11 protein-coding genes are annotated in these 14671 nt (G+C 45.0%); 2 read left to right on the top strand and 9 right to left on the bottom strand.

Going from position 1 to position 14671, the window contains the following annotated elements; translation table 11 throughout:
• Window positions 1-19 precede the first annotated feature (19 nt).
• Genes OCV88_RS00715 through OCV88_RS00705 form a run of 3 tightly spaced genes read right to left on the bottom strand, consistent with a single transcriptional unit; the run spans window position 20 to window position 4412 of the window.
• Complete coding sequence (locus OCV88_RS00715) at window positions 20-1009, bottom strand: flavodoxin domain-containing protein (protein ID WP_158423734.1); 990 nt, start codon at window positions 1007-1009, stop codon at window positions 20-22.
• A gap of 57 nt (window positions 1010-1066) precedes the next feature.
• Window positions 1067-3493: a glycyl radical protein gene (locus OCV88_RS00710; protein ID WP_262590558.1), complete on the bottom strand. Its 2427-nt coding sequence runs from the start codon at window positions 3491-3493 to the stop codon at window positions 1067-1069.
• A gap of 16 nt (window positions 3494-3509) precedes the next feature.
• Entirely contained in the window at window positions 3510-4412 is a 903-nt protein-coding gene (locus tag OCV88_RS00705; protein WP_158423732.1) for a glycyl-radical enzyme activating protein, read from the bottom strand.
• Window positions 4413-4529: 117 nt separating this feature from the next.
• Here OCV88_RS00705 and OCV88_RS00700 point away from each other — a divergent pair, with 117 nt between their 5' ends.
• Complete coding sequence (locus OCV88_RS00700; protein ID WP_262590557.1) at window positions 4530-5432, top strand: phosphate acyltransferase; 903 nt, start codon at window positions 4530-4532, stop codon at window positions 5430-5432.
• Here OCV88_RS00700 and OCV88_RS00695 read toward each other — a convergent pair.
• Complete coding sequence (locus OCV88_RS00695; protein WP_158423730.1) at window positions 5429-6427, bottom strand: phosphate acyltransferase; 999 nt, start codon at window positions 6425-6427, stop codon at window positions 5429-5431. The two genes, OCV88_RS00700 and OCV88_RS00695, sit on opposite strands and share 4 nt — an antisense overlap.
• A gap of 147 nt (window positions 6428-6574) precedes the next feature.
• On the opposite strand from OCV88_RS00695, the gene acpS reads away from it, so the two are divergent.
• A complete protein-coding gene (gene acpS / locus OCV88_RS00690) occupies window positions 6575-6955 on the top strand; it encodes a holo-ACP synthase (RefSeq protein ID WP_158423729.1) in 381 nt (126 codons plus the stop codon).
• Here acpS and OCV88_RS00685 read toward each other — a convergent pair.
• The 5 genes from OCV88_RS00685 to OCV88_RS00665 are packed head-to-tail and all read right to left on the bottom strand — an operon-like array spanning window position 6952 to window position 14668.
• Complete coding sequence (locus OCV88_RS00685) at window positions 6952-8169, bottom strand: NADH-ubiquinone oxidoreductase-F iron-sulfur binding region domain-containing protein (RefSeq protein ID WP_158423728.1); 1218 nt, start codon at window positions 8167-8169, stop codon at window positions 6952-6954. The two genes, acpS and OCV88_RS00685, sit on opposite strands and share 4 nt — an antisense overlap.
• Before the next feature lie 3 nt (window positions 8170-8172).
• Window positions 8173-10230 carry an FAD-dependent oxidoreductase gene (locus tag OCV88_RS00680; protein WP_158423727.1) on the bottom strand — a complete coding sequence of 686 codons (2058 nt, stop codon included), beginning with the start codon at window positions 10228-10230 and terminating at the stop codon, window positions 8173-8175.
• Between the two features lie 36 nt (window positions 10231-10266).
• The gene (locus tag OCV88_RS00675) at window positions 10267-12309 is read right to left on the bottom strand and encodes an oxidoreductase (RefSeq protein WP_158423726.1); all 2043 of its coding nucleotides are present in this window, start codon (window positions 12307-12309) and stop codon (window positions 10267-10269) included.
• 55 nt (window positions 12310-12364) lie between these two features.
• On the bottom strand, window positions 12365-13321 hold the full coding sequence (locus OCV88_RS00670) for a flavodoxin family protein (RefSeq protein ID WP_158423725.1): 957 nt from the start codon (window positions 13319-13321) through the stop codon (window positions 12365-12367).
• Window positions 13322-13357: 36 nt separating this feature from the next.
• A complete protein-coding gene (locus tag OCV88_RS00665; RefSeq protein ID WP_158423724.1) occupies window positions 13358-14668 on the bottom strand; it encodes an MFS transporter in 1311 nt (436 codons plus the stop codon).
• Window positions 14669-14671 lie beyond the last annotated feature (3 nt).

Below are 14671 nucleotides of genomic sequence, written 5' to 3'. Positions count from 1 at the left end.
TCATTACATTATCATCCTCTTATTGTTCCGCCGGTTTGATACTCCTGTTTGATTTTTTAATGCGAGTCGGTTTTACTTTCGCTTTCTCACCATTTTTACGCCGCACATTATATGGAGTATCCCATCCAACTTCTTCAACCGGAACCAGTCTTCTGAATTTTCCCTCAGCCTCTTCCTGATTCAGCGTCGCTTCAAAGAAATCATGATGTTCTTTCAAAAAGTTCAGGCCGTATTCAATATCGTCATCCGTAATATAGATGGCTCCGGTTGGACAGATAAGTTCGCAGTAGCAGCATTCATTTGTTTTGCAAATATCACAATGGCTTCCAAACTGCCTTGGTTCTTTGGAAAAATCAATAAAGCCCTCCGGACAGTTGTCCATGCATAAATGACATTTTGGATAAAGGCATTTGGACGGGTCATAACGCCGATCGCCGTGGATTCCTCTTGCCTGGGTATCATCCTTTCCCGTATGGGGCAGACTATATGGCTTTGGCGGTTCAAGAGGCGGCACCTCAGGAATTAAATCCGTCTCTCCGTTTGCAATTCTCTCTGCCCGCGCTGCCATATCTTTTCCAAACTGTCTGGCGTCTGCAATATCCTGTTCATCCGGATGTCCATCTGTATAATAAGGGCTTGGGAAACACTGAATATGTACAGACGCATAAAAGCCCTGCCAGCCGATTACATTAAATTCACGGTCTTTCATTCTGCGTATTGCTTCCGGAAAATAACGCCGCGGCAAAGAGCCGTGCGTGTTAAACAGGAAACACATCTGCCCTCCGGTCAGCGGGATGCTGTAGACAAAGCGTTTTACAATATCCGCTTCCGCTCCAATGGCAGGTCCCCCTACTCCAATCAAATCATAGGTTCGAATCATCCGCACATCCACATCCCGGATATCCATCAAATCGCATTCTGCCACTTCTGAAATTCCGGCTGCAATATGCTCTGCAATTAATTTCGTATTTCCTGACTGTGAAAAATAAGCTACCAATATTTTCATCATTTTACCTCCAATATTTTTCGTTTTTATATGCTGCCTGCTTACGAATATTTATAAAAGTTATAATGTGTTTTCTGTTCTTGCAATCAGCTCGTCCTGAATACTTTCATTTAATTCACACCACAGCGCGCTGTATCCTGCAATACGGACGATTAAATCTCTGTGGTTTTCCGGATGCGCCTTGGCGTCAATCAGGACGTCTCTGTCCACAACATTAAACTGAATATGTTTTCCGCCGTAGGTTCCGAAATATGTCTTTATCAAAGCCAGCAGTTTTTTTCTGTCTTCTGTCGTCGCCAGGGCTGCCGGCATAAATTTCATATTAAACAGGGTTCCGAAAATTCTGGTATGATCAATACGCCCCGCAGAATTTACCACTGCGCTGGGACCATTAACATCGCTTCCCTGATTCGGTGATACCGCCCCGTCTGCAAGGGATAACGCAGCTTTTCTGCCGCTGGGGAGCGCTCCTACTTTCAGTCCCATGTTTGCATGGAACGCAATACTGTGAGGCGCCACTTCATACTGTACGCCGTACCCGCCTTTAAACTTGGGAATCTCGTCGCACATCCATTCATACAGTTCCGCTGCAATTTCATCCACTTCCGGAACATCATTGCCAAAATCCGGGCATTCATCTACTTTCATCCACAAATCGTCATATCCCTCGAAGTTTGCTGCCAGCGCATCCATCAATTCCTGTTTACCAATGGATTTGTCGCCGCCAAATACTTTGTTTTTCAGAACAATCAGCGAATTCGCCACATCTACCACACCCACGGGGATTACGTAATAGCAGTTAATGAGATATTTTGCGCCGCCCTGGTTAATACTTTTTTTCTTTTTAATACAATCATCGAAAAACAGGGAAACAAATGTTTCCGGAAACATCTCGCCGCGATAAATGCTGACTTTATTTAAGTATTCTGTGGTCTTTTCCATAAAAAACAGAATCTGTTTCTTATACGCCTCTACCACATCTTCATAGGTTTCAAAGTCTGTAAATTTCCCGGTATGCAGCCCGAACTGTTTGCCCGTCCGCGGATCCATACCGTCATTCAAAGCCAGTTCAAACAGCTTTGCAAAGTTCATAACATCTGGCCAGGTAGTGGGGGTTTTCCCAACCACATTGTGAAGTACGCATCCGCCAATCGCATAGTCGCGGGCTTCTTTCAGCGTTACGCCTCGTTCCAGCAAATATTCTATGGTAGGCGTATCATTAAAGAATGCCGGGAATCCCATTCCAAGTTTTACAATTTCCAGACACCGCAGGGCAAACTTCTGATTTATTTTTTCATGCCACCTTACAGAGATTGTAGGATGAGGCGTTCGAACCCGCTCTGCCGCATCCAGCCATAAGAATGAAAGTTCATTTACGGCGTCCTGCCCATCTGTCGTCTGTCCGCCTATTGTACAGTTATGGAAATGAGAATCATTTGACAGGGCGGCGCGAATCGTCACATTAAATACATTTCTTTTAGAAGAAAGTTTGACTCTTAAGCATTCCAGAATCTGAGTTGCATATTCCCTGTCAATTCTGCCCTCTTCTATATCTTTTTTATAATACGGATATAAATACTGATCCACACGGCCAAAACCAAGTCCTATTGTGCGGCTGTCCCAATAAATCATGATATGGCAAAACCACATGCTCTGTACGGCTTCCTGAAAAGTTCTTGCAGGATTTTCCGGTACCCAGTCGCAGATTTCCGCCATCTGCAGCAATTCCTGCTTTCTCTCTCCTTTTGCTTCTTTTGCCAGTTCCCGGCACAAATCCGCATACCGGTGCGCATAATGCACGGCAGATTTTAACATGCTCTTTAACGCTTCCAGAAATGTCCGTTCTTTCAGGGATTCATCCGATACAATCGGCGTCTCTGCCAGGGTGTTTTCCACTTCTTCCAGCAATCCTTTCAGGCCTTTTTTCAACACTCTGGAGTAATCCGGAATATTCCAGCCTTTTTCCGTCTGCGCTTCAGTGGAGGCTGCGTATATCCATGCACCCGCCTCGTTTTCTTCATAGAGGCGCTGCACTTCTTCCTCTCCCAAATACCGGTAAAAACTTTCCCTTGCCGCATTTTTAGTCCAATAATCACAGATTTCATTAATCTGTTCTTTTCGGTTATGTTCAAAGGTATACCATCCCTCATCCGGCTGATTGTCATAATCTCCATTTTCCATATACTCTTTGATCCACGCCACTGTCATCTCCGGAAAAATCTCCGCGCACATTGGGCGCGACGCGAAATCACCAGCCAGCAGCTGCCCCTCGTCCAGGTAAATCGGAATATTTTTCATGACATTCTCATATGCGGCGGCGCGGCGTAAAAAGACAGGCATTCCCTCGGTTTCCTTATAGGATTGTGTTACCAGCCATGCGCGCTCAAAGGATACCGGTTCCGTATCCCGCAGCGGTCTGAGTCTTTCCCAAAGTATCTGTCCCCTTGTTTTTGTATTCTGTTGTTTTTCAGTATTTTTCGTTCCCATATAAATTCCTCCCATTTTAGTCGTATAATAAAGATTTCAAATATTCAAACTTCTCGTCGGACTGCGTTTCCATAGATTTTTGCTCATCCAACCTGTCCAGCTGACCGAATTTATCTTCTGCCAGTTTATTGTATTTCAACAGCTCCACATGTTGTTTTACCGGCAGTTCCAGTACATCCTCCACATATTGCTTCAATGCGGTTATACTTTTTTCATCATCATTAAATCCCGGAATCAGCGGCATGCGGAAATGAATATCTTTTCCCATCTTTACAATCCGTGCGGCATTTTCAAGAATCAGCTCGTTGGGGACTCCGGTTCCTGCCTTATGCTTTTGAGAATCCATACACTTCATATCAAAAAAAATATAATCGGATTCTTCTGCCAGTCCCCGCAGCACATCCCATCTGACATATCCTGCCGTTTCAATGGCGGTATGAAGCAGTTCCTCATGGCTTCTTTTTAAAACGGCAAGGGCAAATTCATGCTGAAAAACCGGATCTCCGCCGGAAAGCGTAACCCCGCCGCCGGAATTTTCGTATGTATATACGTCTTTTAATACTTCTTTCATTAACGCGTCTACCGTAATACTTCTGCCGGCCAATGTTCTTGCTTTCTGCGGACAGCTTCTGACACAATTCCCACATCTGCTGCAAAGCTCCCGATTCATTTCAATGTATACTCTATCCCGTGAAAGCGCTTTTTGCGGACATGCATCAATACATTTTCCACAGCCGATACAAAGCTTTTTGCTGTAGAGCAGTTCCGGACGGATAGATTGAGATTCAGGATTCTGGCACCAGAAACATTTTAAAGGGCATCCTTTCAGAAAAACCGTTGTCCGGATGCCTGGTCCGTCATGTGTGGAATATCGTTGAATATTAAATATTTCTCCATAAAGTTCTTTTATCTGTTTCATAATTTAACTCTTTTCTGCCAATAACTTTTTCTAATCAGTCCAATAGTAATTACTAATTTCCCCTAAACCATTCCAGATTCTATAATGTTCTCAAAAAATGAAAGAAGGAATTGGAATATGGAATTACATAATTTTACTGAACTTACGAACCTTGCATCCAATGCCAGCCGGCAGCGTACGGTTGCGATTGTTTCTGCCGCTGACAGGCATATTCTGGAAACGGCGCTGAAAGCAGCAAAAAAACAGATTGCCCGCCCTCTGCTTATCGGAAGTAAAAGCAAAATCTCCGCTCTGTTAAATGAGCTCCAGGCAGACCCGAAAGATTTCCAAATAGAAGAACCCTCCGCTCATATGACCGACGCCGAATTGGCTGTACAGCTCATTCATAGTAAAGACGCCGATTTGCTTATGAAAGGAATGCTGGAAACTTCTGATTTTCTCCGTCCTGTTGTAAATCGCCAGACAGGGCTTGGAACGGGACGCATCATGTCTCACATAGCGCTGCAGTCCATTCCCGGTTATCACAAATTAGTTATTAATACCGATGCCGCTATGTGCGCGCATCCGGATTTAAACCAGAAAAAGGAGATTCTCCTGAATGCCGTTCACGCGCTTCATAAGCTGGGTTATACATCTCCAAATGTTGCATGTCTCTGCTGTAAGGAATCCGTGGATGCTAAAATTATCGAAACCGTCCATGCGCGTACACTTCAGGAGATGTGTGAAAAAAATGAGCTGGGCAGCTGCCATGTAGCAGGTCCCATTTCCTACGACATTGCCATCAGTAAGGAAATCGCCCGGTTGAAACATTTTGATTCCCCTTACTGCGGAGACTTCGATGTATTGCTTCAGCCTAATATTCATGCCGGCAACATCCTGGGCAAATGCCTGGAAGTAACCTGCAGGGCATCTATGGCCGGAATTGTAGTCGGCGCCAAAGCTCCTGTTATTCTGACCTCCAGAGGCGCTAAAGCAGATGAAAAACTGAATTCTATCGCATTCGCTTCCGCCGTTGCTTAAAGATACGCCTGCGCCCGCACAACAGAGATTGCTACATTTCCTACAATCTCTGATACCGGGGCGTTTCTGGAGCAGTCGCATACAATTTTTTTAAATCCCTGAAGACAGGGGCCGTATGCGTCCGCCTTGCCAAACTGCTGCATCAGCTTTACGCCAATATTGCCGACATTTAAGTCCGGCCAGATAACAATATTGGCTTTGCCTGCCACTTCACTTGCACGCTTTACTTTTTTTGCAGCAGTTTCCGGTACAACCGCGGCGTCAAACTGAAACTCTCCGTCAATTTTCAAATCCGGCCTCTGCTCATTGGCGATTCTTTTTGCTTCCAATACTTTATCCACCAGTTCTCCCTGTGCACTTCCGTCTGTTGAAAAAGAAAGAAGCGCACATCTCGGTTCCCATCCAAGCAGATTTTTTGCCGTCTCACAGGTTGAGATAGCAATGCTTGCCAGATCTTCTGACGATGGATTCTGGCACACGGCGCTGTCTCCAAAAATTAGCAGATTTCCCTCCGACGTGGTATAATCCGGAAAGTCTCCGATACCGATACTGGACGGCGTTGTGATTCCCTCCTGCATACCGATAAAGGTCTGGGCGCCCAGAACCACATCGCCGGTTGTGTGCGCCATTCCTGCAAAGGTTACGTCTACCATTCCAAGCGCCTGCAGCATCAACGCCACATTCATAGCGTCTTTTGATTTTCGTTTCATAGATTTTGCACTGAAAATACTGTTTATTTTGACATATTCTGCGATTACGCCATCCAGCCATGCCTCATCCGAACTGTCTGCAATTTCCATATCGCTTATATTTATTCCGAAACCTGCGGCATGTTCCAGCACTTCTTCTTTTTTTCCTACCAGCACCGGAATACAATAACCTTTCTGCTCGCATTCTGCTGCCGCCAGCAGAATTTTTTCTTCTTCCGTTTCGGGAAACGCTACCCGCAGAGGTTTTTCCTTTGCTTTTTTATATATTTTGTCCATGAGATTCATTCGTCTTTCCTCCCGTCTGTTCTGACTGATAATTTTTCATAATACAATTCTAGCCCCGGATTTTTAAAAAAGCACTGGACGGCTCTCCAAATTACTTTTACAATAAATACATGTTTTTGGTTCTGCTCACAAAGATGGGAGGTATTTATGATACACGGTACAGGTACAGATATTTTGCACATCAAACGAATACAAACGCTTTACGAAAATAACCCCGACGATCCATTTTTCCAGAAAGTTTTTACGCAAAAGGAGCGTCAGTTTATCTTAAGACAGCCGGCTCCATATTGGGCGTATGCCACCCGCTTTGCAGGAAAAGAAGCGGTTTTTAAAGCTCTGCAGATTCATCCGGACTCCATCCAGATGAATGATATTGAAATTCTGACAGATGAAAAGGGCATTCCCTCTGTCACTTTACACGGGAACGCCCTCCAGTTGGCAAATCAGTTTCAGATTCACCGTATCCATATTTCTTTGTCTTACGACACAGATTATGCCATCGCCTATGCCCTCTGCGAGACTGTCTAATGCCTTTTTAACCTGCCGCATTTTGTAAGCCGGGCGGGCAGTTTTGGCAGTCTCCCCTCAACGGTTTTAACAGCCTGTTCCTCGCATGCTTCCATGCAGTTTCCGCATTTTGTACATTCAAACTCATCAATCATATGAATATATCCCGCCTTTCCCTCAATGGCGTCTGCCTCGCACACATCCATACACTCCATACATCCGGTACATTTATATGGGTCAATATAAATCTGCAAAAAGGCGCTGCACTTCTGTGCACGGCACTTTTTCTTCACAATATGCGATTCATAGTCGTCTGCAAATTTTTCCATTGTTCCAACCACAAATTCTGCTCCGCACTGACCCACGGAACACTGATTGGAAAAACTCATTGCCTGTGCAATTTCCCGTATAATATCCAGTTTTTCCAACTCGCCTTTTCCCTGTAAAATTCCTTTGACAATACTGTGTATCTGAATCAGACCCTCTCTGCAAAACGTACATTTCCCGCAGCTTTCCGTCCGCAGCTTCAACAGCACTTTTTCCGCCTCCTGAATCACACAGCAGTTTTTGGACCAGCAGGTAATGACACCGTTTTCAACAGGTACTTCTTCTGTAAGCTCCATATCTGCTTCCTCCGGTTTATAAATACGCTGTCCTATACTGAAAAACTCTATATTTTCCGTATCTTTCAGGATTTGACGCACGGTGGTGCCATAGGGTACTTTTTCTGAAATTTCGCATATACCGTCTCTGCAAAGACTCAGATACGTTCCTACTTTATAATTTCCCGCAAAAACCTGTGCTATATCCAGGGCTGCCGCTATATGCACCACCATCTGCCCGCGGCACTGCCGCATATCCGTCATTCCATACTGTACACAAATCCCCCGGCTTTCTGCCCATGCTTTTACTTCTGCCGTCGTCTGCCGCCATCTTTGAGGTAATTGCAAAATCATTGCTTCCGCCTGGATTCCCCATGCCAAAATCGCCATCCCGTCCAAAATTTCCTGTGTGTTCTGCAAAAGCAGCCGTAAATATGCATCTGTAAAATCATTATTATGAACAGCAGTAATGACTGTCAGTGGACTGCTGCATCTTTTTTTCCTTTTTTCAGCAGCCAGTATTTTATCTTTCAACCGCTTCGGATATACGCCAAAATCGCACAGATTCGCTGCTTCAATCGTTTTTATAATTTCCTTTGGCGGGATATTCTGAATGTCTTTCGGTAATTTCATCGCCTACTCTCCCTGCCTTTCTGCAAACTGATTCCATAACTGCGCATCCTCTATCTGCAGCCGCAAATCACACTGAAGACACCGCTGCGTTTCTCTGCAGATATCTCCGTCGCAAATACCATAATCTATCTGTCCAAAATTATCTGCACGCTGTTTTGGGGCTATTATTTTGGATGTTACCCTGGGGATCTGAGGGAAGTCCTCTATTTTCCCAATCCATGGGTTTGGAGATTGTTCCGGTGCAAAGCGCTCCGAAATGTCACCGTCTCCTCCAAGATATTTATCAATTTCCACTGCTGCATTTCTGCCGGCGGCAATCGCCTGTACCACAGATTTTGTCCCGTATACTGCATCTCCCGCCGCAAAAACGCCCTCTGTATCTTCTGGAACTTCCATTGCATTTCGCTGTCCCACGGCAAAGATAACCGTGTCCGCCTCGATATGATGTTCCGAATGCTCTTCTTTTTCAATTACGGCTTTGTGATCTTTATCAAAGGTAAAAGTTTTCACTTTCATAAAATCCACGCCGGTTACATTTTCTGTTCCCGTAATTTTTTCAAAAGTCCGCGCCGGATATATGTTTATTCCCTCTTCTTTTGCCTGCTGGATTTCTTCTTTATCGGCCGGCATATTGTCCAGGGATTCCAGACAGGCAAGAGATATTTCTGTTGCTCCCAGACATCTGGCTGTTCTGGCACAGTCAAAAGCCACATTCCCGCCGCCAAGAACAATTACTTTTTCGCCGATATCCGCCTTTTCACCCATAGAAACTTTTCTTAAAAAGTCAATATTCAGCAGAACGCCCGGCAGTTTACTTCCCTCTATCGGAAGTCTTATTCCCTGATGTGTTCCTACTGCCAGCAGTACCGCATCATACTCTTTTTTCAAAGTTAAAGGCTGCTCAATTCGTCTGTTTGTTTCAAGGATTACTCCCTGGTTCAAAATAACCTGTATTTCTTCCGCTATTATATTTCGTGGAAGCCGATACTCCGGGATTCCATAACGCATCATTCCTCCCGCTTCCGGAAGTGCTTCTGCTACTTTTACCGTATGTCCCTGCTTGCGCAGATAATAAGCTGCCGTAAGACCTGCAGGTCCGGCGCCTGCCACGCAAATACTTTTCCCGGTATCCGGCAGCTGTTTCCCCTTTCCTTTCCAGTATTTTCCGGTATCTTTTTCCGCCGCATAGCGTTTTATATTGCGGATGGAAACCGGCTCGTTTACCTCGCCCCGTCTGCATTCACTTTCGCAGACATGACTGCATATATATCCCAATACTTTTGGGAAAGGCGCTTTTTCACGGATTACGGCTGCTGCCGCATCATAATTTTTTTCTTTTACAAAACGAATATATTTAGGAATTTCTGTATGTATCGGACATGTGTAACGGCATGGTACATACGCGTCTTCTTTTTTAAGGCCCGTGTTCATCAGCTGTACCTTGTCCCGTATCGTCCCTGTAGGACAGACCTGCGCGCAGGCTGTACAAAAACGGCAGTTTTCTTCTTTCAATAATTTGCCGTGAAGTGTATCCACACACAGTTCCAGCTCCTTTTTTGTATATTGCAATACTCCCACGCCCCGCAAATCATTACACGCTCTCACACACCGTCCGCATAAAACGCAGCGATTCATGTCATGAATCAGCAGCGGATTTTCTTCGTTTATTTTCATACCTCTGGAACGTGACTGCAGCCGGCTGTTACTTGCGCCAATATATAAAATTAATGTCTGCAATTCACAGTTTCCATATTTGGGACAGCTGGAACAATCTTCCGGATGTCCGGAAAGAAGCAGTTCCATCGCCAGCGTCCGCAAATGTGTCAGTCTTTCACTTCTGGTGATAATCTCCATCCCATCTTCTGCCTCAAGCAGACAGGCTGCCACAGGCTGCGCTTCCCCTTTTACTTCCACTACGCACATCCTGCAGGAGCCGTTTTCCGGCAGCGCCGGATGGTGACACAAATGCGGTATATATATCCCATTTTCCAGAGCGCAGGTCAAAATATGTTTTCCCTCTTCTACTTCCAGCCTGCGCCCGTCAATCGTAATTGATACCATTTTCTCCTCTCCTTGTAATCCTGCGCATACAGCATGTTATACTATTTTTAATGCCGCTATATGCCCTGCGCTTACTGCGTCCCCGACTTTTCCTACATGCTCGCAGTCCCCGATTTTCATATACGGAATCTGCCCGCACATTTTTTCAATATCTTCGGTTGCATTTGCGCTCATTCCGCATGCATTTATTACCGTATCCGCCGGATAAAATAATTCCTGATTGTCTCTGCCAACTGCTTTTACACCTGCGTCGGTTATTTCCGTACATCGAACTTCGGTTGCATACTTTACTCCCCGCTTATCCATTTCATCAATCATTGCCGCCCGGTAACATCCCATACAGGATGGAGACAGTCGATTCGCCATCTCCAATACAGTCACATCTTTCTTCATTTCAGCCAGCAAAATTCCTGTTTCGCAACCGGAATTACCGCCGCCTATAATGACTACTTTTTCACCAATCACAGGATTTTCTGTAAATACGTCCAGTACATCCATCATTTTTTCACTTCCTGCGATCTGCAGCGGAAAGCAATGGGAACCGATTGCAATCATTACATAATCGGGACTTATATTGTCAATAGCTTCCTTTGTGACCGCCTGATTCAGGTACAGCTCATCTGCCGCTTCTTCTGCCTCTTTGATTAACAGCTCCTTAAAATTATGCAGGTCTGCTTTGCAGCTGTCATAATCCGTAAAATTCAAAATACCCCCAAGCCTGTCGCTGCGCTCAAATATTATTACCTTATGCCCTCTTGCCTTTGCGGTTATCGCCGCCTGCATACCGCCTGCCCCGCCGCCGATAATCAATACTTTTCTGGAGCGCTCCGGCGCTGGATATTCATCTTCGTATAACGCCAGATTGCTGTGCGGATTAATCGCACACTTTCCCATTGACGCCGGAGAGGATGCTTTCGCCGCTTCTTCCGGTGATAAATCATGGAAAATATCTACATCCGTTTCATGTTCCGGGGCTCCCGGATAACACTGGAAACATCTGACACATCTGCGGATCGTATCCGCTTTTCCGGCAGCCGCCTTATTTGCAAATTCAGGATCCGCAAACGCCTGTCGCCCCAGAACCACTAAATCTGCCGCGCCGGCGGCAATGATTTCTTCACACTGCTGCGGGTCGTTTAATCCGCCAATAACGGAAACCTTTGTCTTTTTCATGACAGCCTTAATTTGTCTGGCATACTCTACATTCACGCCATGAATGTCATACATATCAGAAAATGTATTGGTTCGATTGCCCATCAGCTTGATTCCGCAAGATACCTGGAATACGTCTACTTTTCCGTCAATCAGTTTTGCAAATTCTACAACGTCTTTTATTGTCATTCCTCCCGGAAGCTTATCTTCCGCACTAAGCCGGAGTTCCAAAATCATATCTTCTCCAAGCCCTTTGCGCATAGCTTCAAAAATACGGATTGGAAATTTGGCGCGGTTTTCTATACTGCCGCCATATTCATCTTCACGCTTATTAAAAAGGGGGGATATAAACTGCTGAATCAAAAATCCATGTCCCCCGTGCAAAAGAACTCCGTCAAACCCGGCTGCTTTCATAAAAGAACAGCAATGTTCCATGTCCCGGCACAAAGCCTCCATGCTTTCTTCATCAAATGCTTTTACCACGCCGCCGTCCGGTCTCACCAAATCTACCGGTCCGTATGCCACATGACCGGAAGAATTGTCTGTTCCTCCCCAGATAGCATTAAACGCCAACTGATTCGCATCCTGTCCCTCATGACTGAATTCTGCAAACGCCAAAGCGCCATGCTTTTTTATTCGCCGCGCATACTGTGCCGCAGCATCAAAAAATTTTCCGCTATGTTCTTTATAATCTACCGGCACCAGATTAAAACAGGAACCCTCTTTGCTGTTAACCCCTACTTCTCCAACACAGACCGCCGCGGCTCCGCCAGCCGCGCGGCATTCTATCATGCGCATAACATTTTCTGCTATATCCGGCATAAAACATGCCTGGGCAAACATCGTAGGCGCTGTCTGGATACGATTTCTGTATGTATGATTTCTTATTGTCAATGAGCGAAATAAATTTGGATAATTCTGATTCATAATATTCCTCCTATTAAAAACGGGACCGCCAAATGCGGTCCCTGATAAATTATGTTTATGCTTTCTGTCTGGACGGCGCCGTTGTTATACACGCATTATAATCTTTATATGGCTGCCACTTTTCCGGAATTTTTTCTTTATTCGGCTCATAAATTTCCCTTTTTATCCGGAAAATCTCCTGTCCATGTGTCAGTTTTCCCGCCGGAGCCAGTCTGTCATTGATATCGGTGTCTTCAAAAACAAAAGACAGCTTATTATCAGTCATGGAAACCGTGCCAAATTTCCCGCATACCGCACACTCACATTGATTAGTGCCCGGATGCATAATTAACAGATTCTGATGGCAGTTCGGACATGCTGTGGGCGTGTCGTCTCCCATCCATTTTGCAGGTTCTTCGTCCATATGGAGCACTGCATATGCCAGATGCTCTCCCAGATTTTTGGCACGCTCTATTAAATCATCACGAAGTACCGCAGCTCCCATATCTGCAACTTCCGTTACATTCATATGGTCTACCACATTTGTCTGAGGCGTAAATGTTGTTGTATATAATGTTGGAAGTCCCAGACTCGTCCAGTTTTCAGTTCCCGCGCCACCTACAGAAATCAGCGCGCCGGGACGTTCTTTTACTCTTCCTTTTACCCATTCCGGAACTCTTCCAAACATTTTAAATCCCTGCGGGTCCAATTTCGGACCAATGACACGATCCCGAAACACAGATACAATTCCCGCCGGTGATAGGCACCATACCGGCGCTGCCATCAGGTATCCGTCACAGTCCAGAAGTTTTTCCACCAGCCAGGCTCCGTCGTCATGATGGGGACAGCAATCAGGTCCTTTTACCAGACAAGGTGCTGTGGGGCATCCCAAACATGGTTTCAAATCACATTCATTCAAACGGATTAATTCTACCTCCACTCCCGCCTGCTCTGCGGCCATCAACGCCGCCTTGGTAAAGGTTTCACTGTTTCCGTTTCTGCGTCCAGCGCAAAATGCCGTAATTTTTTTCATTTTTATCTTCCTTTTTCCTTTCCATTCTGCCGCCGATTATTTACATTCTGCTTTTAGTTTTGCGTCCAGATCCCTCACAATCTGCGGATTATATTTAGCGCCAAAAATAATAATTGTCACAATCAAAAGAACAATATATATCGCATATACCGGCATATAATTATGTACTTTTCCGCCTATCAGCAGATACATTTCATTCACTCCCATTGTAATCAAATGCATAACCGGCTGAATAATGGAAAATGCCCTGCCTGACGAATCTCTTGGAAATGCATCGGAAGCCAGACTTACCACCACATTGGAAGCGCCTCCCATTACAATACCAAAGAAAATCATACCTATCATAATCGAAGTATAGGTTCCTGGAAGCTGCAAAACAGTACATACCAACGCTAAAATACAGATAAAGACAGCCGATACCTTAGTGCCGAATTTAGAATCAATCACTCCGCACAACGGAGAACCGAAAATTGCCACCACGCTGGCGATTGTCATCAGTACCATTGCTTCCGGCATTTCAAGCGGTCCATATACAACCAGTCGGTTCATGGACTGCATCATAAAGATTCCGTTGGAATTAAAAGTAACAAAGCCCAGCAGAACAATCAGCCATACCTGCGGCGTACTTAAAATTCTTTTCAAATTCCACGGATTCCTCTTCTGCATTTCCTGCATTTTGGCAAACTCTTTTTTCATTGCCTCCCTGTCCAGTGTCTTATCATTATCCGGATACGCGCCTACCTGTTCCGGATAAGAACGGATAAAGAATATGCCAAGCGCACAAATGACCAATCCTGCCAGTGCATAAATAAAGTATACATTTTGCGGACCTGCTATTTTGGCAAATGCCATGTAGAAACCATTTCCAAAGGCGCTTCCCACAGGTACCCCCACCGTCGTAAGGCCGATTACCATTCCACGGCGTCTTGGCCACCAGTTTCCTACCAGAACACCGTTTACCATCATACTTTGTCCGTTTGTCGTAATATAACAAATAACGAACATCAGGTTAAAAATCACGACATCTGTAATTGCCAGCCGCATAATCAGACAGGCAATTACATAAATGGCAAACATAATAATACCAACTCTGGCAATATTCACCTTTGCTTTTATAAGCATTCGGCTAAGCCACATCTCAAATAAGCACATGATAATACCGGCCACATTTGTCAGAGAAAATAATGCTGTTGTATTCCAACCCAATGTCTGCGCATTTTCTGTGATGGTGATCTGCCAAACTCCAAGAAACGCTCCCCCGATTACAAAAGATAAAAAACAGTATATAATAACCAGCCAACCACGGATTCCAAAATTTAGACTAACAGAACCTTTTGATGTATTCATTTT

Origin of the sequence: Brotonthovivens ammoniilytica (assembly GCF_025566885.1) — a bacterium.
Taxonomy (GTDB): Bacteria; Bacillota; Clostridia; order Lachnospirales; family Lachnospiraceae; genus Brotonthovivens; species Brotonthovivens ammoniilytica.
This window is presented reverse-complemented; position numbering and strand designations above follow the sequence as displayed.